The sequence below is a fragment of the Capnocytophaga genosp. AHN8471 genome (genome assembly GCF_016806945.1).
Taxonomy (GTDB): Bacteria; Bacteroidota; Bacteroidia; order Flavobacteriales; family Flavobacteriaceae; genus Capnocytophaga; species Capnocytophaga periodontitidis.
Genome location: NZ_JAESPJ010000004.1, coordinates 40,042 through 62,951, shown reverse-complemented (window position 1 = coordinate 62,951; position 22,910 = coordinate 40,042). Strand labels below are relative to the sequence as shown.

Here is a 22,910-nt window from a genome sequence, read left to right as displayed (position 1 = left end):
GGCTTTCTTACTCAAAAGACTCTAAAAGTGATTGACTATTTGAGTATTCAACTTTGCCAAAAATATGAACTGTACGGACAAGAAACTTTGGCAAAGATAGGGATGCAAATACGATTTTGAGACTTTTCGGACAACTTCATTGAATATTTATTAGAAGAAGAATCTTTCTTTTTCTCCTCTTTCGTTCAGGAATTCTAACGAGTTGCGATTGCGTGAAGAAAGATTAGACATTATATTTTTCAATTCATCTACATCTTTAATGGTTTTTCCATTCACTGAAAGCAACACTTTTCCTACTATATTGATATTATTGTACTCATAAAACTGACCTGCAGCAGTAACCTTCACTCCATTTTTAGTTTTAAAACGTTTTTGGTCGGCTTCTGAAAGGTTTTTCACTTCCAAACCTAAGGATTGTATTACATAAGTAGTGTTTTTCTTGAGGGTAATATTGGCAGTGCGTTCTTTACCTTCGCGTACATAAGTTACTTTTAGCATATCGCCAGGACGTTTAGAAGCGATGTGACCACTAAGGTCAGAGTATTTATGTATCTTCACATTATCGATTTGTTTGATAATGTCACCTTTTTTAAGACCGGCAGCTCCTGCTCCTGAGTCATCATCTACAGAATCTACATAGAATCCTTCAGTTTCTTTGACGTTGAGTTTTTTGGCTACTTCGGAGTCTAATCCTTGTCCGCGTACGCCCATAACCCCGCGTTGTACATTTCCGTATTCTATCAAATCTTCTACCACTTTTTTAGCGATATTGCTAGGCACAGCAAATGAGTAGCCCATATATACCCCTGTAGTAGATGAGATTGCGGTATTGATACCAATGAGGTCGCCATTGAGGTTTACCAAAGCTCCCCCACTGTTTCCCATATTCACCACGGCATCGGTTTGTATAAACGATTCTATTTTATCGCTACCGCGCTCGCTGATATTACGCGCTTTTGCACTGATGATTCCGGCAGTAACGGTAGAATTCAAGTTGAAAGGATTCCCTACTGCGAGTACCCATTCGCCTACTTGCGTATTATCGGAGTCCGCAAAAGTGAGGAAAGGTAGTTTTTCGTCGGCTTCTATTTTTAGTAAGGCAATATCGGAAGCGGCATCTGTACCTATGAGTTTAGCTGTATAAGTTTTATTGTTGTTAAGGGTAACCTCCAAAGTAGTAGCATTGGCAATCACGTGATTATTGGTTACTATATAGCCATCGGGGGTAATGATAACGCCAGAGCCTGTACCTACTTGGGTCTGTTCGCCTCCCCCATTACCGTAAAAAAGGTCGAAGATAGAGGTAACACCTCCTTGTGATTTTACAGTGTTCTTTACGTGCACTACGCTATTCACCGTTTTGTTAGCCGCTTCTACAAAGTTGGTTTCGCCTGCTACCGTTCTTTCAGGGGTAGTGTGATTAGTTTGTACCAAAGCGGGACGTGAGAGCAAATCAAGTGCCTCTTGTTTGGCGTCGTGTTTATCTATAAAGAGTTTATACCCTCCTAAGGTCATAGCTCCGCCGAGGAAGGCAGTAGCTATCATTGTTGCGTAATTCTTCATCATATTTTTTGTTTTACTAATTTTTTTTATATCGTAAGACGAATAGGCAACAATTGTGCCATTTTAATGGCTAATAATAAGAGCTTCTTTAATCTTTTATGTTTCAAAACAAAATTAGATTGTGAATAAATAAGAGTATTTTTTTGAGGAAGGTACAAAACCTCTCTAACATAATACAATTTAAAATTAATTGATTATCAATACAATCAACTTTTTATAGATATAATCTGTACAAGCAAAAAACTTCGATAGAATGTAGTGAAGTAAGTGTTATTTTGAGACTTTTCGGATAACTCTTCAAGAATATTCGTACTAATTTTTATATTAAATCTCACACCAATTTTAATGCGTTTTTTCAATTATCAATTATCTAGTTGTATACATACAGATTAACAACTTTTATTACTATATTTCGCGAAATAGACACATCAATATAATTAATTATTTAACTAAACTATTATTGATAGCCTTAAAAACTTCACTGTTTTGATGAGGCACACAGTCCTGTACCCAATACCACCAAAAATAACCGCCCACGTAGTTCTTTACATATTTAGGCATCGAATAATAGTGCTTAGCTCTTTGTACTTTACTTTGTACAGAGTACTTCTTATAGTCGTTATTGCCACATTCCCCTATGCCTAATTTAACATTTGGAAAGATAGCTTCTAAATTGTTAAATACATTTTGCCAATTAGGTTGGTAATCATCGTTATCATCTTCGTAATAGCTTACTAACACATAATCCAATTGTTTTTTCATATCTTCAGGAATATATTTTTTTAGCCAATCTTCCATTGTTACTTTTTGGTCATCAGGTTTAAAATAGTAGCTCACAAGCACTGTTTTTGCTTTTTTACTGTGGATAAACTTATAAGCACCATAGGCTTTATTGGCAATAAACTGAGGGTCGTCACCCAACCAACCTTCTCCGTTAATTTCATTGCCCACTTCCCAAAAATCTGTATATGCCGATAGCTCTTCATACGAATCCTGAAATCTCTTTATATAACTATCTACGTTAGTGTATTTTTTCATATCTTCGGAATCGGCAGGTGTTGCCATCACATAAGCTACTTGGTGAATAGCCAAAAAAAGTGGTTTGTAATCTGCTATCGCTGTACCCTTAGACATCACTATACGTACCGTAGGTTTTATAGGCATTGCCTTGATAGCATTTACAATCTGTTGAACAGTAACTCTGGTTTTATCCCAACTGTCATCTATAGTAATACCATACAAATAGGTATTTGTAGGGGGATTAGGGTTTGATTGGGGAGCTTCATCATTACTTTTATGACAAGTTATAAAAATAATTGTCATACATAAAAATAATATTCTTTTCATTTTATTAATAATTTCATTCTGAGAAAGCAAAGATACTATTTTTTAAAAACTATTCCTAAACAAATTATCTTATAATTTCAAAATCCATACTCACTTTCTATTTCATTTTTTTAACATATAAAATTATAAAGTATAACTCGCATTATAAAATCAACGACAAATATATTCAAAATATAGAAGATAATAATAGAAAAAGGCTGCTTCCGATGGGAAGCAACCTTTTTCAAACTATGTCCTTTAAAGTCAAATTACAATTTAGGAGCACCAGCGAGGACGTCGGCACTTGCACCTTCAGCGAATTTTTTATCTTTGAAGTTTTGTACAAATGATTCAGCTAATTCTTTGAGTTTAGCGCTGAATTGAGCTTTGTCACTCCAAGTATTTTCTGGGTTCAAGATGCTTTGGTCAGAAACACCGTCGCAAGATTGAGGCACTTTGAATCCGAAGATAGGCAATTCTTTGTATTCAACGTTGTTAAGTTTGCCGGTAAGAGCCGCAGTGATAAGAGCGCGGGTATCTTTCAAGCTACATCTTTTCATTTTACCGTTGTAACCAGTGTTTACCAACCATACGTTTACGCCAGTTTCTTTGATTTTTTCAGCCAAACGTTTACCGTATTCAGCTGGGTGAAGAGGCATAAAGGCAGCTCCGAAGCAAGCAGAGAAAGTTTTTTGAGGAGTAGTAATACCTACCTCAGTACCGGCAACTTTAGAAGTATAACCAGAAACGAATTGGTAAGCAGCTTGTTCAGGAGTCAATTTAGAGATTGGAGGCAATACGCCGTAAGCATCGAAAGTAAGGAAGAAGATGTTTTTAGGATTGTGTCCTATAGAACCAGGTTGGATATTTGCGATGTGGTAAATAGGATAAGAAACACGAGTGTTTTCAGTGATATCAGTGCGAGAGAAATCAACAACACCTTTATCATCCATAATTACGTTCTCAAGGATAGCGCCTTTTTTGATAGCACCGAAGATTTCAGGTTCTTTTTCAGCAGTAAGGTCAACTACTTTAGCATAGCAACCACCTTCGAAGTTGAAAACGGTATTTTCAGGAGTCCAACCGTGTTCGTCATCACCGATGAGGTGGCGGTTAGGGTCGGCAGAAAGGGTAGTTTTACCAGTACCAGAAAGGCCGAAGAAGATAGCAGTATCACCGTCTTTACCAACGTTAGCAGAACAGTGCATTGGCATAGTGTTGCGGAAGACAGGCAATTCAAAGTTCATAGCAGAGAAGATACCTTTTTTAATTTCTCCGGTATAACCTGTACCACCAATCAATGCAATTTTTTTAGTGAAGTTCAAGATAGCGAAGTTAGCTTGACGAGTACCATCTACAGCAGGGTCAGCTTCAAAACCAGGAGCGTTTACAACTAACCAATCTTCTTTGAAAGAAGGGAGTTCACTATCATCTATACGCAAGAACATATTGTAAGCAAAAAGGTTGCTCCAAGGAAGTTCAGTAATAGTACGGATATTGGTGCGGTATTTAGGGTCGGCGCAAACATAGCCATCGTGAACGTAAATTTCTTTACTTGAAAGATAAGCTACTACTTTTTCGTATAGTTTATCGAATTTTTCGGGTTCGAAAGGGATGTTGATACTACCCCACCATACGCGATCTTTGGTGATATCATCTTTTACGATGAAGCGGTCTTTAGGAGAACGACCTGTAAATTTACCTGTGTTGATAGCAATAGCTCCAGAAGAAGCTTCAACGCCTAATTTTTTGTCCAAAGTTTCTTGGTGAAGTTCGTCAGCAGACAATTGGTAACGAACATTAGCGTTTTTAATTCCGTATTTATCAACGGAAAGTGTTTTTGGTTTACTCATAATGTCTTAAATTTTTTATTTAAAATTCTATAATTTACTAACTTATGTTTTTTTGTTTTACACAGTAGGAAAGCTCCTCTGAAAAACGCTGCAAATGTACGCAAAAAAAATGTAATGAACAAATATTTTTAACATTTTTTTTGCAAAAATGATGATGAAGGAGAATCGCGGAGAAACTCTGAGAATTGCGGAGCGGTGGGAGGTGCGAGTCGCACGGGCAGAGATGGGAGCGGTGGAAACAATGGGAGTGGTGGGAATGGTGGGAGGGGCAAGCCGCACGGGCAAGGATGGGAGCGGTGAGAGGGGTGGGAATGGTGAGAGGTGCGAGCCGCACGGGCAGGGATGGGAGCGGAGGGAATAGTGGGAGCGGTGGGAATAGTGGGAGCGGTGGGAATAGTGGGAGCAGTGGGAATAATGGGAAGGTGACAATTGTGTTGATTAATAGAATAATTAACTTTGGCAAAGGTTGTAGCTTGATAAGCTATTAGAACCTTTGCCAAAGTGTGGTGGTGCAAAAGGGGTATATACAGACGAAGAGTTATTTTTTGATGTAAAACCAGACTTCGTCGTTACGGGCACTGGTGAAGATGTAATAACCATTGTTTTGATCTTCTACCTTATAAGGACTATATTTTGCTAATTGCAACAATAAATTTTTTACATCGGAAAAGAAGTAGATGTAGTTATAATAGTCTTCTCCAATGTCTCTAAATAGGATTTCGACTTGATTAGGTTCGCCAGCTACCCCTACGAAATCGGCTTCGTAATAACAATTATAGCCACTTACATCGGCATATAGTTGAGAAACACTTGTGCCATCGTTTCCATTAGCCAATGGCATAAAATAAAGCGACTCGGACAGAACAAAATTAGCTCCATACTCACGTGCAATGGCTCTTTTTCTTCTATTGAAATAGTTTAATAAAATAGGTGACACCCATCCACTACTGAAGTTTATTTGATGAGTGTTATCAGTAGGGATGAAAGGGGAGGTTACAAAAGAGGTTGTAATCGTGCCATCGGGGGTGGTGAGTCCTGTTTTGGCATTGTTGATATAAAACTCACTGAAAGTAACACCATTGATGGTTACGGGTTCATAGAGTTTAAAGCCTTTTTCGGTCATTAGGAAAGCGCGTTGCTCATACTTTTGGTTGTTGTTGTACAAGAAAGCAATCTGTCTATAAGTAGGAAAAAATTTTAGGTTTACTTCTGTTCCGTTTACGCTGATAGGAGACAGTGCTTTGTTTTTTAGGGTATTAGTATTTTCTCTCAGTTTGTTTAAGAAAGTTTCTCTATCACCTTCTAATTTTCTGAGTGTCATCAGGTTGTTAGAGGTACGACCACGCAAGGTAAATACGCCATTTTCTTCTTTGAGGAAGATAAAATCTATATCGCCACCTCTTCCTTTAGGAAAGCAGTTGGATACAAAAGAAAAGTGATGTAATACCTTACTATAGGTGTCAAAACTCAAGGTAGGACCTTCTGTTATGGTATATCTGAAGTAAGAGGTGTCTTCGGTATTATCCTTTAAGACTTCAGAGGAGGCTGTTACCTTTCCATCGGCGAACTTCACGATATAGTTATAGCCACCGATACTGCGGTCGAAGCGGGGATAGTCTCTTTCGGTAGCAAAAACAGTAGGATTATAGGGGTATACCCAAAAGCCTACGTTGCTTTCGCCAGGGTAACTACTCAAGACCCAATAGGTATTAGGAGCTTCTAATTGGCTTTTGTACTTTTGAAGGATGCTATTGTTACGTTCGGAAGGTTTTTGAGAGAACACATCGTCTTCTTTGTAACTACAACTGATAAGCATCAATGTTGATAGTGCTATATATAGGTATTTTTTCATTTTAATCGTTGTTTAATATTGAAAAATCTTTTGCAGGCACGGCTACGCCATCGAAGGTTTTACCAGCTACATAAGGATAACGGCTGCGAATTTCGGCTCTAAACTCATCTAAATTGATGTTCCAAGTCTCAGACAGGTATTTTTTCATAATAGCTATCTTTTGTTCTAATTTTTGTTTGCCGGTATAGGTTTCGGTATCTCTTATTTTTACGTCGGCTTCTTTGAGTACTTCTTCCCAAACGCTAGCAGATTCATAGCCTGTTATATCACCATAATTCACAAATTTGGCTTTCCAAGCGGTGTACAAACTATCGTCGAAGCCATCACCATCGGTATCTAAGCTGCTATTGGTAGTGGCACAACCGCAATCCAAAGAGGCGTTGTAATAGACAATGTAACGGGCTAATAGTTCTACGAAATCTTCGTCGTGGTCGTAACTAGAATAAGCGGTGATGAATCCAGCTTTTAGGTAGTCGCGAGTGCTACCCCAATGGCTAAAGCAGTTTCCCCCTTGATAGTCGTTGAGCGATATTTTCTCGTAATCGGTAGTGTACTGTATTGACTGGTGCAAGGTATGTGAATTTTCGTGATAGAGAGTAGACAACAGGTTATCGTTCAGCCAATAGATATTATTAGGCTGGATGTTGTTTATCTCGGTGAGGTGCACTTTTCTACCTACATTAGCAAGCCCTACGTTCTTAGAGCCATCACTATTGAAAGCAGGTTGCCCCAACAAGATGAGCATATTGAAGGAATGTTCCTTCAAGAAAGTTGTAGAAGTTATTTTTACATAGGGTTCTACAAATAAGTACTTAAACACATTGACGAACTGTACAGCCTTATCGTATTGGGTGGGAGTATAGGAGTACTCACGATTGATGAGCTTGTTATCTTCATACCTATACACTATCTCGATACTATAAGGGGTTGCAATATATTTATCTAAATATCTATCCAGCTCATTTTGAGGGTTTAAGGTAGAACCGTCACTCTCGGGTGTATCATCACTGAGTTTATCGTGGTTGCTACAACCTAAGAAGAAAAGAGCTGCACAAAGGGGATATAGTATTTTTTTCATACGTTGAGTTTTTATTTTTATTATCTTGGGTTTGCTTGCATTCCTGCACCAATAACGGCATCGGGTAGTTGTATGGTGCGTTTCAAATCGTCAGGAGGCAAGATGGCTTTGATGGTTGAGTTGTTTCGGTTTCTGTTGTCACGCTGATATCTGGCGACCTCTATATTATAACGGCGTATATCTTGCCAGCGCAATCCTTCGCCAAGGGTGAGGATACGGCGGCATTGCAATAGGTAGTGCAAGAGAGGTTCTTGAATACCATCGTTGGCAATGGCAAAAGATGGAGCGAGGCGTTTTTTTTGAGTTGCTCCATTATCGGTAGCGGTAGAGGAATAAGCCAAATTGTTGTAAAAGTCTACAATTTCTTGTTGGGTGAATTGGTTTTTAGAAGTATAACTTCCTATAGTAACATCTTTTTTGATGAATTTACCTGTCCACATATTGAGGTCGTTGATCGCACTTGCATATTGTTGCAGGTGTATTTTAGCTTCGGCACGTACCAAAAGAGTTTCATCGGTAGTGAAAGGGACAACGATGCTTTTTTTGACGGTAGTACCTTCTTCATTTTTAGCATTGAATTTAGGAAATTTATCGACTACTACCCCATCGGCACGGGCGCTGGTAGGGGTAAAAGGTTCGAAATAGTAATAGCCAAACGAGAAGTTGTTATTAGGTTGGCGTTGAGGATACCACAAGTTTGCAGTTACGAGTGTTTCCTCGCCGTTTGTGCGTTTGTTGTGTACAAAACGTGTATAGGGTGTAAAATAAGTTTCGGATATTTCGGAACTTACAGGCAAGAGCAACAAATTGGCATTGATACGCTCATTGGTGTAATAAATGGCAAACCTACCGAATACTTTTCCTCCTGTTTTGCTTGCATCGGTGAAGTCGCTCCAGTTGCGCAAGAGTGCTTCGGTAGTAGCATCGTTGGTGGAGAGCACTACATTGGCGGCATCTAAGGCTTTTTGCCATTGTTGGTAATACAAATAGAAGCGTGCCGCAAAAGCATAAGCTGCTTTTTTGTTGAAGTGGTATTTAGGTGTTTGGTAATAACTATCATTAATGAGAGGTAGGCCTGTGGTGAGGTCGGCATCTATTTTGGCATATACCTCGGCTACAGTACCTCTTGCGTATTTTCTATTGAGTTCGCTTTCAGGTTGTAGCATATAAGGAATACCCAAATCGGTACTGCTGCTATTGGGATTATAAGGTTTAGAAAAAAGGTTCACCAGCACAAAGTGAGCATAAGCGCGCGCTACTAAAGCTTCTCCTTTACAAGCGTTGAGTTCTGCTGAAGCGCTCATTTTTTCAATGGCTTCGAGCACGGTATTAGCCGTATTAATTGCTTGGTAGTGAGCTGTCCAAACATTCTGTAATCCGTCGCTATTATTATATTCGCGTATTACCTGCCAATAGCTAGCTTCATTGCTCAAGTAGTTAGCGCCTGATATGATAGTACCGTTATCGTCAATATTATCGGAGGAGAGTTCGCTTATGACAATTTCGCTTGTTTCAGGATAAGCGTTTGTGAGCAATCGGCGTGCTTTTTCGGGGGTATCGATGCGCACTTGGTTGTCGGGCAACTCATCGAGTAACTGGTTGCAGGCGGTCAAGCTGCATACGGCTATACCTATAAGTATATATATCTTTTTCATCGTTTCTCTGTTTTTTTAAGATTAAAGACCTACTCTTAAAGTAAATATAAGGCGTTTTGGCTGGATAGGAGTTCCATTAGCCAGATAATCGGGGTCGTCGCCGTTGAGTCGTTTATCGGCATATAGCAAGGCGAGATTGGTTCCTTGGAGTTTCATACTCAGCTGGCGGATATGGTTTCTTTTCAAGAATTCTTTATCAAAAGTATAACCTATAGAGATTTCTTTTAATCGAATGTTATCACCTTTGGCTATGCGAATATCGGAATAATCATAGGTGTAATAGGCTTGTATTACATTGGCTCTTTGGTATTGTTCAAACATATAAGAGGTAAAAAGCGTAGGCATTGTAGTGCTTTTCTCATCGCCTTCTCTCAACCAGCGATTGTTGAGTTCTTTAGGGGCGGTACTATAATCGGTTGCATAAGCATTGGTGATTTTACGCAAGCGCACCACATTGCCGTAAGAATAGGTAAAGACAACGCCGAGCGAAAGTCCTTTGTAAGTAAATGAGTTGCTGAAACTTCCTTTATCGGTAGGGATGAGTGTACCTGAATATTTCAAGAAATCGACATTGCGGTTATCAAATCGAATACCACTGACTGTGGTGTTGCCATTGGCGTCCAAGAAAGTAGGTAGCCCCTTGTCATTCAGTCCATTGAAAGGAATAGAGAATATAGATTTGAGGGGGTAGCCTTCTTTGGCAAAACCAGCGGGCGAGCTACTGGTGGTAGAGTAGCCTATCATATCTCTAATGGTAGGGGCGGTAAGCAGTTTGGTTACCTCGTTGGTAGCGCGGGAATAGACGAAAGAAGTTTTCCAAGAGAAATCGGTTGTTTTTATATTGGTTGTTTCCAAGCCAAGTTCTACGCCTCGTATGCGCATTTCAGCCATATTTCCTTTTTTGGTAATCGTTCCTCCTACGCCTTGGGTTACAATATCGCCAATGAGGTCATAACTCTTTCGGTTGAACCATTCTGCTGATATGTTGATGCGATTGTTGAATAAGCCTAACTGAGTACCGAGGTTGAGTTCTTGGTTTTTTTCATAGGTAAGGTCGTGGTTGGCAGCATTTTTTATGTATAAGCCTATCTCACGCTCGGTTGAGTTTCGCCAAGGCATATCGGTATAGATTTGAGAAAGCGAATTGCTCACAGAAGGGGAAATGGCTGTTATTCCAAAAGAGGCTTTAAACGATAAGAGCGAGAGCGGTTTGAGTTTGCTGAAGAATTTTTCTTCGGTTACGTTCCACTTTACTCCTGTGTTCCAAGTAGGCATCCATCGTATGTAACGCGATTCGCCGAACTTGTTAGAGGCATCATATCGAAGAGTTCCATCAAAGGTATAACGTTTCTTAAATGTATAGCTCACATTTCCGTAGAAGGCTTGGTTGTTGTTCACGGTGTTGTTGATGCTGTAATAGTTTTTGTTTTCTTCTTGTCGTTTTTTAAAGAGGAGATAGCTGTAATAGCTATAATATCCTGAGTTATAGAGGACGCCGTAATTGTCGTTAGAGTCGGTATCGCGCTGTGTATTATCCATTTCAAAACCGCCAAACAGCGATAGGAGGTGCAAACCGTTTTTAAAGCTGTCGTTATAACTTATTGTAGCGCGGAAGTTGTTGCTACGGGTGGTCATTTCTCGTTTAGAGCGCAAGCCACCTTCGGGCAATACGATGTTGGGGAGAGCAAAGGGGTCGTTAGGGTCTTTATAGAGATTATTATTGCTATCACGGATGAAGGAGTTGGACATCTCGCGGTAAGACATTGCCTCGTTTGATTTTTCGGTGCGGTCGGTATTGCGGATATAAGACTGGTATCGTATAGCGCCCATTAGAGAGGCTTCGACTTTAGGGGTAATTTTCCAAGAGAGTTGTGCCTGCAAACGCAAATTGGCGGTATAGCTTTTTCGATAGGCATTATCTATTTCGTTGAAGATATTGTAAGGAGTGTATTTTTGGGTGTAGTAGTCCTTAGGGTCTAAGGCACGGGAGTTGTTAAGGGCGTAAGAATATAAATCTTGATAAGGAGAAAGTTGTTCTCTATAGGACAAGTCGTTGATGACATTCAGGCGTACTTTTCGAGAGAGGTTGTAGTTAGCATTTAGGTTTCCAGAGTATTGATTTAAGTAGCTTCCTTTCGTCCAACCTGGGTCGCTGAGCACACTCAAAGCGGCGTAATAAGTAGATTTTTCATTTCCAGAGGAGAAAGATAGGGTGTGGTTTTGCATTATACTTGTTTGAAAGAGCTCGTTGAACCAATTGGTGTTCCTAAGTCCGGCAGCTCTGAGGTAAGCAGCGCGCCCTGCTTCGGTATTAGGTACCATAGGGTTGCCATTGGCATCTAATATTTTATACAGTTGGTACATTCGCGAGAGCACGCCCGTTTGAGCGTAGATATCATCGACTTTGAAGTGTCCAGCTTGTAAAAACTCTTTGTATAGTGCGACTTGGTCTTGCGAGTTCATTATATTATACTCGGCATAGGTAGGGATAAAACGAAAGGTAGATTCATTGGTATAGGTGATGTTGCTACTTCCTACATTTCCTTTTTTAGTGGTGATAGCAACAACCCCCCCGATAGCTCGCTGGCCATAGATAGCGGTAGCTGAAGCGTCTTTAAGCACTTTAAAACCTTCTATACTTTCGGTGGTAAGGCCAGGTATAGCCGCGGCGATGAGCATTTTAGCGTCGTCGGAGACTAAATCTTCAGGTTTTAAATCTATATCGTCTTCCAATATTACCCCATTGAGCACCCATAGGGGTTTGGTATTCCCTGAGATAGAAGTTTCCCCGCGCGTAATGGTGTTCATAGGAGTTTGTGCTGTAGTGGTTTTAGAGGTAGTAGCAGTAGTAGTTACTGTTTGCGTTTGGGCGGTAGTCCATTGGGTTAGCCATACAAAAACGCACAGTAGCGAGAGAGTTTTAAATTTTAGTACCTTCATATTATTTTTTGTGGTATGAGGTCGCAAATATACGACATTAAACGAAACGATGCAAATATTTTGTTAAAAAAATTGGGGGAATGTATTTTAATTAGATTGTGAATAAATAATAATCGGAAGTGGAGGAATGGGATTATTAGACAGTGCGGACGAGTTGGGCGAGGCAGATGGTGATATTAATAGACTTTTTAGTTAGAGAGAGGCTTGAGAATCTCGGAAAATTGCAAGGAGTGTTATTTTTGATAGTTTTTGTGATATTGTTTTTGGGGAAACTTCGTTGTGTGTTCGTTGTGTGTTCGACTCTGCATTAAATTGGTATATTGACAAATTATTATTATCTTTGCACTCCAAATAAATGAGGATGAGAATGAGAATACTACCAGCTTTTATATTTATCATATTAAGTTGCTTCCTTTCATTAGTAGGATATAGCCAAAGTTCTACTACTGAATACTATTTTAAACGCATTTCTATAGAACACGGTTTGTCGCAATCGGGGGTTACTACTATGGTTCGCGACCATAAAGGGCTTTTGTGGATAGGCACTCGGCAAGGAATCAATAGAGTGGATAGGAATCACCTTAAGAAGTATATTGACGATTATGTTTACCAGCTCTTGGAAGATGCTCAACAAAACCTTTGGGCTATCACCCCCAAAGGTGTATTACGCTACAATTCAGACCAAGATACTTTTCTTCCTATTATCAACCAGCAGTTATTTTCTATCTGTACTACCCAAAAAGGTGTGTACTTTGGAGGTTATGCTGCTATCTATCAGTATGATTACGCTACTAAGAAGATTGAGCGTTTACCTCTGCGCAAAGACCCTCTCTCTAAAGATAAAGAATGTCTCATCACACATTTATTTCCTATAGATAGCGATACACTTTTAGCGGGTACAGAAAGTGATGGTTTGTATCTTTATTCTTTTAAAAATGAATTGCTAAAGGCTTTTATCACTGAAAATGCTAGTCCGTTGAGCAGTCTTTATTACGACACTAATCGCAAAGAAGTATTGTTTTCAGTTTTTCAAAAAGGGCTTTTTCGCTATAGTCTTTCAGGAGCATTTATAGGGCATTACCACACTCAAAACAGTTCCTTACCTAATGATATTATTTTAGATATCAAGCCTTATAAAAATAGAATATGGCTTGCCACTGATGGCGGAGGGGTATCAGTATTCAATCCTGCTGATCAGCGTTTCTTCAACATACAACACAGTGCGGGTAATGTGCACTCCATTCCTGTAAACTCTATCACTGTACTTTACGAAGACCCTAATCACAATATGTGGGCGGGTACCGTGCGCGATGGTGTTTTTCTATTTAAAGAAACCTATATCAAAACCTATACTGATAGTGCCTTGGGTAGTAATAATGGACTTTCGGAACGCGCAGTCATCAGCCTCTATGAAGCCCCTAATGGCATACTATGGATAGGTACTGATGGTGGAGGTATCAATGCTTTTAACCCTCAAACAGAACATTTTACACATCATTTAAACACCTATACCGACAAGGTATCGTCTATCACCTACTTTTCACCTAATGAGCTTTTAGTATCTCTCTATAGTAAAGGGCTTTTTATATACAACACTAATGCTCGTAAGTACACACCTTTTCTACTTCGTGATGAAACGACTAACCAGCAAGAATGTCACACTGGGTTTACTCCTTTTGTATACCGAATTAACAATGATTTAATACTTATTACTGCTAAAAATACTTATCTCTATCAACTAAGTAACAAACAGTTTACTAAAATATCTTTTGCCCAAAATATCGCTCCTAAAATAGCTTTACAACTAAAGGCAGAAGTAGGCAATACTCTCTACCTCAGCAAAGGTAACTCTCTTTACCAAATGAATGTACAACAGCCTGAACTAAAACCCTTTCTTAGTTTAGAGAATGAGTGTAACATCAGTGCTGTGTGTTATGATCACACTCATAACAGCTTTTGGATCGCAACAGATAAGGGGCTTTTTAGTTATTCCTTATCCAATAAAAAACTTGAGAATGTAGCTACCGAGAACCTTTTTAGGCAAATCAGTTATATGCAATTAGATGATGCACAACGGCTATGGATAAACGCTAGCAATGTACTCTTTTCTTACCACATCCCCGACAAAAAAATAATGATATGGGATGATAATGATGGTTTTCTACCTAACGATGTGCTTACAGGTTATGTACAGACTAAAGCTTCTCCTTACATCTATATGGCAGGAGTGGGAGGATTAGCAAAAATCAATAAAGCGATACGCTCAAGTGAGAATACTTCTCCCTTACTCTTCTTACAAAACATTGAACTAAATGGCAAAATATACAGCGCTCACAATTTTCCTAAAGAAATACCTCCTTATTTTAACTCATTGAAAATAAATGTAGGACTTAATGAAAAGGATATGTTCCGCCGTTTGCTTTTCCGTTTCAAAATTAAGAATAAAGAACAGACTTCTGTGATTGAAACTTACGACAATCGCCTTGATATCTCTCTTCTATCAGTAGGCAAATACCAAGTTGCAGTAGCTTGTATGACTCAAAATGGATCGTGGACTCCCGATACACCTTTGCTTTCTTTTGAAGTATTACCTGTATGGTATCAGCGGACTTGGTTTTTTGTAAGTGTGGGTTTGTTGCTGTTAGCTATCACAGCAGGAGTAATATGGGGCTATCTGCGCCGCAAAAAGCAACAACTGAAATGGCAAATTGCTCTTCATCAGCAAGAACTGAACGAAGATAAGATTCAGTTTCTCACGAATGTAAGCCACGAACTACGCACGCCTCTGACACTTATCTATGCTCCCTTGAAACGACTGTTGAGTGATAGCAATACCTCCACTTTTCCTCCTGCCCAAAAAACACAATTAGAAGGAGCTTTTAGACAAGCCAATACAATGAAAAACATCATCAATTGGATATTAGACTACAATCGCTCTACCTCATTAGAAAATACACTTTCTAAAACCTATACAGACCTCAATCATCTTATCACTGATTGTAGTAAGGATTTTGAACAAGAATTTGAAAGCAAACATATACAATTAGACCTACAATTAGACAAAAACTTACCGCCTATAGCTATTGACACAGCTAAAATACGCGTAGTGCTCTCTAATTTACTTATGAATGCCGTAAAATTTAGCAATGAAGGAGCCACTATAAGACTACGCAGTACTCATACTTCCGAAATAGTACGTTTTCAAGTAGAAAATACAGGTATCGGACTTCAAAACATAGACCCCAACAAACTCTTTAGTCGATTTCAGCAAGGAAAACACCAGCAAGGTGGCAGTGGTATAGGTCTTGCTTATTGCAAAGAATTAGTAGAAAAACACGATGGCAAAATAGGAGCTTATGACGAAGGAGCTCAAACTATTTTTTATGTGGAATTGCCTTACAATAATAGTAATGTATTAGAGAAATTCGACAACGAAGAAACAGATATCCAAGTACCCGAAAAAACTGCTGTGAGTGATACGAGTCAATACAGTATACTTTTAGTAGATGACAACACCGATTTCCTCAACTATCTTTATAGTGAAGTACGTCCGTTGTTTAAGAATGTACTTAAAGCGGTGAATGGAGAAGAAGCTCTATTGCTTTTAAAAACTCACCAACCCGACCTTATCGTAAGCGATGTGATGATGCCTATAATGAATGGATATCAGTTGTGTAAAGAAGTAAAAGAACAGCTCAACATCAGTCATATACCAATAATATTGCTCACCGCTAAGAGTGATGGTGAGAGTCAGAAAATAGGTTATAAATTAGGTGCTGATGCTTATCTTTCTAAGCCTTTTGACATTGACTTATTGCTATCAGTGATAGGTAATTTGCTCAAACAGAAAGAGCTCATCAAGCAACGATACGAAAAAGAAGTACTTCTCCCCTCGCCTGCCCTCACTACCATTAGTAATGCTGACGAACAATTTATGATGAAACTCAACCAGCTCATCAAAAAACGCTACAACGAAATTGACCTTGATGCTAATAATATAGCTGAAGCAATGGCGATGAGTCGTGCTAGTTTATACAATAAGATGAAGCAAATCACAGGTTTAGGTATTGCCGAGTACCTAAATAAGTACCGTATAGAAGTAGCTTGTCAACTCCTCAAAACTACCAACCTTCCTATCAACGATATCGCTACCGACATAGGCTTCAACTCATCTAAATATTTTAGTACTGCTTTTAAGCAAGCTATGGGAGTAAGCCCACGAGAGTATAGAAACGGCAAATAAAAAGAAACACTCTGGCACATTTTTTGATAATAACCTTTAATTTATATTTTAACATTTATTAGTAATTTAGCATTTTATGAAAAAGATTGTTTTTTTAGCAATGTTTGTAGGTCTTAGTCTTGTATCTGTGCAATGTACTAAAACCGTAGAAGAACGCATTGTAGAGCGCGAGCGTACTAATACTATTCTCTCGGGATCTACAGCCCCTACCGCTACTATAGGTAACGTAGGCGATTATTATATAGATCTTACCTCTGTAAACCTATATGGGCCTAAAACTGCCGAAGGTTGGGGAAACCCTGTAAACCTTAGAGGACTACAAGGACAAAACGGTACTGATGGGCAAAACGGTCAAGATGCTCCTATACCTCACATCGGAGATGATGGCTATTGGTATATAGGCAATACTAAAACTACTGTAAAAGCACAAGGAAATAACGGTGCTGACGGTCAAAATGGCGTTACCCCTACTATCTCTGAGGACGGCTATTGGATTGTTAACGGACAAAAAACTAATGTAAAAGCTAAAGGAGAAAAAGGGGCTGACGGTCAAAATGGCACCAATGGACAAAACGGCATTACACCTACTATTTCTATCGACAACAACGGCTACTGGGTAATCAATGGCGTAAAAACTGACATCAAAGCCAAAGGTGAAAAAGGGGAAAAAGGGGAGGACGGTCAAAACGGTACTACACCCTCTATTTCTATCGACAACGACGGCTATTGGGTAATCAATGGCGTAAAAACCAATACCAAAGCCAAAGGAGAAAAAGGTCAAAATGGAACCACCCCTACAATTACAATTGATAACGATGGTTATTGGGTAATAAATGGCATAAAATCAAACACTAAAGCCAAAGGTGAAAAAGGAGAAAAAGGTAATGACGGTCAAAATGGAGCCGATGCTCCTAAACCCAATATCAAAGATGGCTATTGGTATATCGGTAATGTAAATACCAACATCAAAGCTCAAGGCGAAAGAGGACTCCCTGGTAAAGATGGCTCTAAAATATACGCAGGTCAAGGAAATCCTCCTGCCAATGCTGGTAGAGAAGGCGATTACTATATCAATACTGAAGACAAAATATTCTACGGACCTAAAACCAATACTGGCTGGCCTTCTACTGGTATATCTCTCTCTGCACAACAAATAATCACTACCGATTATGAGCTTAGCCCTGACGGCAAAACACTTCTGAAATGGAAAAACCCTAACTCCCGTTTTATCGATATGAACGCCGACCCTAAACTAAAAGACGTAGAATTTATAGCTGAATTAGCTTTTAATGGAGAGCAAGTGTCATACGAATTAAGAACTTTTGTCATTGGAAATAAAGTGAAAAGTATAGGTGCTAAGGCTTTCAATGGATGTTTTAGATTAACAACTGTAGAAGCAGATGAAAATAAAACTACACAGATTACAGAAATAAAAGAACAAACTTTTGCTAATTGTAATCATCTGCAAAATATAGACATTCCTTCAAATGTTACTACTATTGGTAAAAGGGCTTTTATAGGTTGTTATAAACTTACAACTATTATACTCCCTGAAAAAGTAAACAAAATAGAAGATCAAGCCTTTATGCAATGTAAGAATTTGCACACTCTAATTACACATAACCCTACTGCTTTTAATATAAACAAAAAGGCATTTATTCAAACACACTTACGTAATATTTATGTACCCTCTCAAAAAACAGACAGTTATAAAGCACTAAATGCAGATTACAAAGATATTATCAAATAAAATTAAAAATAAAAAAAGCTACCAAATGGTAGCTTTTTTTGTTACTTTTTATTCACATACCCAGCTATGAACTCTCACTGGCTTTACTTGTTACCTGAATAAATACTTCTTCTAAATTGAAAGCTTGTACCTCTTTAATAAGATTTTTAGGAGTATCTTCTTTTATCAATTGCCCCTCACTCAATATCCCTATGCGGTCGCAAAAATCCTGCGCCTCCTGCAAATGGTGTGAAGTATACAATACCGACATTCCTCTTACGTTCAACTCTTTTAAATAATCAATGATTATATTTTTAGATTGTACATCTACCCCTACAGTAGGTTCATCCAAAAAAAGAACTTCGGGTGTATGTAATATCCCCGCTATTAAGTTGATACGGCGTTTCATTCCTCCTGAAAAATGAGCAATTTTCTTATCAGCTACAGTTGATAAAGCAACACGCTCAAGAGCTTCATCTGTTTTTGCTTTTAGCTCTTTCCCTTTGAGTCCATATAGGCTCCCAAAGTAATGTAAATTCTCTCTCGCGGTAAGTGTGGGATACAAAGCGTATTCTTGTGGCACAACTCCTATTTTATATCTCAGTAAAGTATCTTTATAAGTAAGCCCTGCAATAGTAAAACTCCCCATTGTAGGCTTAATACTTCCAAAAAGTATTGACATCAGGGTCGTTTTCCCTGCTCCATTAGGTCCTAAAATACCATAAACTTCTCCTTTCCTCACCTCAAATGACACATCATTCAAGGCAAGAACTGTAGTTTCTTTATATTGTTTGCTGAGGTGTCGTACCTCAATCGCATTTGGGGTTGTATTCATAACATAAAAAACTTAAAAGCGGGGCAAGTTAGCGAAAATTTGTCAATGAGCAAAGTTTTTTCTATTTTTGCCCTCTGTTACCTGTCTTTTGTCACCTGATTACCTAATTGAACATGACCCAAAAAATACAACTCAAAGTAGCAACTCCAGCCGATGCTTCTGCCATTTGGACAATCTTATCCGCTGCTATCCAGCGTCGCAAAACCGAAGGTAGCAATCAGTGGCAAGATGGTTATCCTAATGAACAAGTAATAGCGAATGATATTGCCAAAGGCTATGGCTATGTACTTGTAGAAGACGACGAAATAGTAGGTTATTGTGCCTTGCTTATCAATGATGAACCCGAATATGCTCGTATCAAAGGCAAATGGCTCACCTCTGGCGATTTTGTAGTCTTTCATAGGGTAGCAATTGCACCTAATCATTTAGGGAGAGGCTTAGCAAAAATACTATTGCAACAAATAGAACAATTCACTTGCGATAATGGTATTCATTCTCTGCGCGCTGATACCAATTTTGACAATACCCCTATGTTGCACCTCTTTGAAAAATTAGGTTATCAATATTGTGGCGAAGTCTCTTTCAGGGGAAGTGCCCGTAAAGCTTTTGAGAAAATATTATGAACAAAAAACTACTTTCTTACTTAGAACGATTTATTACCGAAGAGCGCAAAGAGCGTTTTTTAGAGATTATAGCACAACGTACCAATCACTTTACGGTAGCGATGGAAGATGTATTCCAAATGCATAACACTAGTGCCGTTGTGCGTACCTGCGAAGTATTTGGCGTGCAACAAGCGCATAGCATTGAAGGGCGCTTCGGCAAACGCCTTGATGCCAAAATAGCAATGGGAGCTCAAAAATGGGTAGACGTATTTCGTTATAACGACACTCAAAGTTGCATTGATACGCTTCGTGCACAAGGTTACCAAATTGTTGCCACTACTCCGCATAAAGACGCCTATTTTCTCAATGATTTTGATATTACTAAAAAAAGTGCTTTTTTCTTTGGCACTGAAAAAGAAGGACTTTCAGCACAAGTACTTTCACAAGCCAATACTTTCTTAAAAATACCAATGGTAGGCTTTACCGAAAGTTTAAACATCTCGGTAGCAGTGGCTATTGTCTTACAACAACTCACTGATAAACTTCGTCGCAGCGAGATAGCTTGGCAACTCAGCGATGAAGAACGACTTAATACGCTTATTCACTGGACAAAACAATCAATCCGCAATGTGAATGATGTCCTCACACGATATGAAGAAATAAAAGATACCTTATGAAAAAAACACTTCTAATTTGCTCTATTTTATTCGCTTTGCTACCTCTGTGGTCACAACATAAGGCAACACTCATTCACGCCGATGCTAATTTGTACAAAGTGGATAGTTTGCTCTACAGAAGCGAACAATTAGTAGCTGAAGATAAGGCTATTATTAAGAATATTCCCATCAAATCAATTGTAAATCTACGTTATTTCACCCGTTCAGGTGACAAAAAGATTTTCAACGCTTCCGATAATATCAAGCTCATCAATCACCCTTTGCTCACTTGGCGTATCAAAGCCCCTGAAATAGCACAAACATTGAAAATTATACGCGAACACCAAAAACAAGGAGCTGTACTAATTCACTGTTATCACGGTGCCGATCGTACAGGTATAATGGTGGCAATGTATCGTATTATTTATCACAATTGGACGATAGAACAAGCTAAAAAAGAAATGCTCAATGGTCCTTATGGCTACCATAGTGTATGGAAAAACTTAGAAGCACTATTCACTGAAAGCACTGTAAAAGAAGTGCGTAAACATTTAGGAATGCAATGAAAATAACAGACATTATTCAAGAATTAGAAAAACTCGCCCCTCTGCAATATGCTGAAGGGTTTGACAATGTTGGTTTATTAGTAGGTGATGCCAATGCTGAAGTAAAAGGGGTACTCATTACCTTAGATACTCTCGAAGCGGTTGTAGATGAGGCTATTGCCAAAAAATGCAACCTTATTGTGAGTTTTCACCCTATTATCTTTAGCGGACTCAAATCTCTCACAGGAAAAAACTATGTAGAACGTGTGGTGATGAAAGCCATTCAGCATCAAATTGCGATCTATAGTATGCACACGGCTCTCGATAATCAGTTCTTAGGAGTAAATGCATCTATCTGCAATCGTTTAGAATTACAAAACAGACGTATTCTCATTCCTCAACCTCATACCATTCAAAAACTCATCACCTATGTACCAAAATCTGATGCCGAAAACCTTCGTAAGGCTCTTTTTGCAGCTGGTGCAGGCAAGATAGGCAACTATGCTGAGTGTAGTTTCAATCTTGAAGGTAAAGGCACTTATAAAGGAAATGAGGAATCTCACCCTACCATTGGCGAACCTAATGTATTCCACACTGAAGATGAAACCCAAATAGGGGTGATTTTCACTAAACACTTACAACGACAAATATTGCAGGCTCTTCGTCAAAATCACCCTTATGAAGAAGTAGCTTTTGAGATATATACACTCGAAAATGAACACCAACATATCGGGATGGGAATGATTGGTGAACTTAATAAAGCTATGCCCGAAAAAGATTTTTTAGCTTACCTCAAAGAACGTATGCAAGTGAGTGTAGTGCGTCACTCGGCATTGCTTAGTAAAGATGTGAAAAAAGTAGCAGTTTTAGGTGGAAGTGGCGCTTTTGCTATAGAAAATGCCAAACGTGCAAAAGCTGATGTTTATATAACAGCCGACCTCAAATACCACGAATTTTTCAAGGCTGAAGGACAAATTCTCCTTGCCGATATAGGTCATTTTGAAAGTGAACAATACATAAAATCACTTTTATTTGACTATCTTTCAAAAATTTTTCCTACCTTTGCCCTCTCAATATCAAATGTGGATACCAATCCTATCAAATATTATTCGTAAATATGGCACAAAAAGTGGATATTACTGTAGAAGAAAAACTAAGAGCTCTGTACGATTTACAGCTAATTGACTCAAAAATTGACGAGTTGCAATACACTCGTGGCGAACTACCTTTAGAGGTGTCTGACCTTGAAGATGAGGTAGAAGGACTCAAAAAACGTCACGCCAAATTCAAAGAAGAATTAGATGCTTTACAAGCGGGTATCGCTGAGAAAAAAGCAACAATTGAAGAGGCTAAAGCCCTCATCAAAAAGTATACTACCCAGCAAAAAAATGTTCGCAACAACCGCGAGTACACTTCTTTATCTAAAGAAATTGAATTTCAAGAATTGGAAGTACAGTTGGCTGAAAAACGCATCAAAGAAGGTAAAGCTCAAGTTGACCAAAAGAAAGAAGCCATCAAGCAAGTAGACGAACGCAAAGCCCAACGCGATGCCCATCTCAAACACAAAAAAGCAGAACTCAACTCGGTATTAGCTGAAACTGAGAAAGAAGAGGCTTTTCTTAAAGAAAAAGCTGAAGAATATGCAGCTAAAATAGAGGATCGTTTGCTAAAGGCTTACCAACGCATCCGCAGTAGTGTAATGAATAAATTGGCTGTGGTGCCTATCCAGCGTGGTGCTTCTGGAGGATCTTTTTTCACTATTCCTCCACAAGTGCAAGTGGAAATCGCTTCTCGTAAAAAAATTATCACTGATGAACATAGCGGACGCATTTTGGTTGATGCCGCTTTAGCCGAAGAAGAAAAAGAAAAAATGGAAGCTCTCTTCAAAAGTTTCAAAGCTTCTTAATAAAGAAATATAAAAATCAAAAATCACAAAATCAGCTGTTTAGTACAACACTAAACAGCTTTTTTCACTTCTTACCTTCTATCTTTTACTTCCTATCTATTAAAATCTTTTGCTTTTGTGAAAG

General features: G+C 38.7%; 16 protein-coding genes. 7 read left to right on the top strand and 9 right to left on the bottom strand.

Annotated features, from left to right (window positions below; translation table 11 throughout):
• Positions 1–150: 150 nt before the first annotated feature.
• From JMN12_RS00690 to JMN12_RS00655, 8 genes are all read right to left on the bottom strand, one after another.
• Positions 151–1,566: a trypsin-like peptidase domain-containing protein gene (locus JMN12_RS00690; RefSeq protein WP_203136181.1), complete on the bottom strand. Its 1,416-nt coding sequence runs from the start codon at positions 1,564–1,566 to the stop codon at positions 151–153.
• A gap of 438 nt (positions 1,567–2,004) precedes the next feature.
• Positions 2,005–2,886 (bottom strand): hypothetical protein, encoded by an 882-nt coding sequence (locus tag JMN12_RS00685; protein ID WP_203136354.1) that lies wholly within the window; start codon positions 2,884–2,886, stop codon positions 2,005–2,007.
• 272 nt (positions 2,887–3,158) lie between these two features.
• Entirely contained in the window at positions 3,159–4,742 is a 1,584-nt protein-coding gene (gene pckA / locus JMN12_RS00680; protein ID WP_009414220.1) for a phosphoenolpyruvate carboxykinase (ATP), read from the bottom strand.
• A 128-nt stretch (positions 4,743–4,870) separates the two neighbouring features.
• Complete coding sequence (locus JMN12_RS00675; protein ID WP_203136179.1) at positions 4,871–5,242, bottom strand: hypothetical protein; 372 nt, start codon at positions 5,240–5,242, stop codon at positions 4,871–4,873.
• Positions 5,243–5,280: 38 nt separating this feature from the next.
• The gene (locus JMN12_RS00670) at positions 5,281–6,594 is read right to left on the bottom strand and encodes a DUF4302 domain-containing protein (protein ID WP_009414218.1); all 1,314 of its coding nucleotides are present in this window, start codon (positions 6,592–6,594) and stop codon (positions 5,281–5,283) included.
• 1 nt (position 6,595) lies between these two features.
• On the bottom strand, positions 6,596–7,672 hold the full coding sequence (locus JMN12_RS00665; RefSeq protein WP_009414217.1) for a substrate import-associated zinc metallohydrolase lipoprotein: 1,077 nt from the start codon (positions 7,670–7,672) through the stop codon (positions 6,596–6,598).
• 20 nt (positions 7,673–7,692) lie between these two features.
• Positions 7,693–9,327 carry a RagB/SusD family nutrient uptake outer membrane protein gene (locus JMN12_RS00660; RefSeq protein ID WP_203136177.1) on the bottom strand — a complete coding sequence of 545 codons (1,635 nt, stop codon included), beginning with the start codon at positions 9,325–9,327 and terminating at the stop codon, positions 7,693–7,695.
• Between the two features lie 21 nt (positions 9,328–9,348).
• A complete protein-coding gene (locus tag JMN12_RS00655; RefSeq protein WP_203136175.1) occupies positions 9,349–12,267 on the bottom strand; it encodes a SusC/RagA family TonB-linked outer membrane protein in 2,919 nt (972 codons plus the stop codon).
• Positions 12,268–12,628: 361 nt separating this feature from the next.
• Here JMN12_RS00655 and JMN12_RS00650 point away from each other — a divergent pair, with 361 nt between their 5' ends.
• Both JMN12_RS00650 and JMN12_RS00645 read left to right on the top strand, forming a co-directional pair.
• A complete protein-coding gene (locus JMN12_RS00650) occupies positions 12,629–16,510 on the top strand; it encodes a hybrid sensor histidine kinase/response regulator transcription factor (RefSeq protein ID WP_088594068.1) in 3,882 nt (1,293 codons plus the stop codon).
• 76 nt (positions 16,511–16,586) lie between these two features.
• Positions 16,587–18,260: a leucine-rich repeat protein gene (locus JMN12_RS00645; RefSeq protein ID WP_203136166.1), complete on the top strand. Its 1,674-nt coding sequence runs from the start codon at positions 16,587–16,589 to the stop codon at positions 18,258–18,260.
• Between the two features lie 64 nt (positions 18,261–18,324).
• Here JMN12_RS00645 and JMN12_RS00640 read toward each other — a convergent pair whose 3' ends face one another.
• Entirely contained in the window at positions 18,325–19,074 is a 750-nt protein-coding gene (locus JMN12_RS00640; RefSeq protein WP_203136164.1) for an ABC transporter ATP-binding protein, read from the bottom strand.
• 113 nt (positions 19,075–19,187) lie between these two features.
• On the opposite strand from JMN12_RS00640, the gene JMN12_RS00635 reads away from it, so the two are divergent.
• Genes JMN12_RS00635 through JMN12_RS00615 form a run of 5 tightly spaced genes read left to right on the top strand, consistent with a single transcriptional unit; the run spans position 19,188 to position 22,786 of the window.
• Positions 19,188–19,697, top strand: coding sequence for a GNAT family N-acetyltransferase (locus JMN12_RS00635; protein ID WP_203136162.1), 510 nt, complete (start codon positions 19,188–19,190; stop codon positions 19,695–19,697).
• A complete protein-coding gene (locus JMN12_RS00630; protein ID WP_203081671.1) occupies positions 19,694–20,356 on the top strand; it encodes a TrmH family RNA methyltransferase in 663 nt (220 codons plus the stop codon). The genes JMN12_RS00635 and JMN12_RS00630 overlap by 4 nt, the downstream gene beginning before the upstream one ends.
• The gene (locus tag JMN12_RS00625) at positions 20,353–20,901 is read left to right on the top strand and encodes a tyrosine-protein phosphatase (RefSeq protein ID WP_203136159.1); all 549 of its coding nucleotides are present in this window, start codon (positions 20,353–20,355) and stop codon (positions 20,899–20,901) included. The genes JMN12_RS00630 and JMN12_RS00625 overlap by 4 nt, the downstream gene beginning before the upstream one ends.
• Positions 20,898–21,995: a Nif3-like dinuclear metal center hexameric protein gene (locus JMN12_RS00620; protein ID WP_203136157.1), complete on the top strand. Its 1,098-nt coding sequence runs from the start codon at positions 20,898–20,900 to the stop codon at positions 21,993–21,995. Before JMN12_RS00625 ends, JMN12_RS00620 begins: the two co-directional genes overlap by 4 nt.
• A gap of 2 nt (positions 21,996–21,997) precedes the next feature.
• A complete protein-coding gene (locus tag JMN12_RS00615; RefSeq protein ID WP_002678914.1) occupies positions 21,998–22,786 on the top strand; it encodes a zinc ribbon domain-containing protein in 789 nt (262 codons plus the stop codon).
• Positions 22,787–22,910 lie beyond the last annotated feature (124 nt).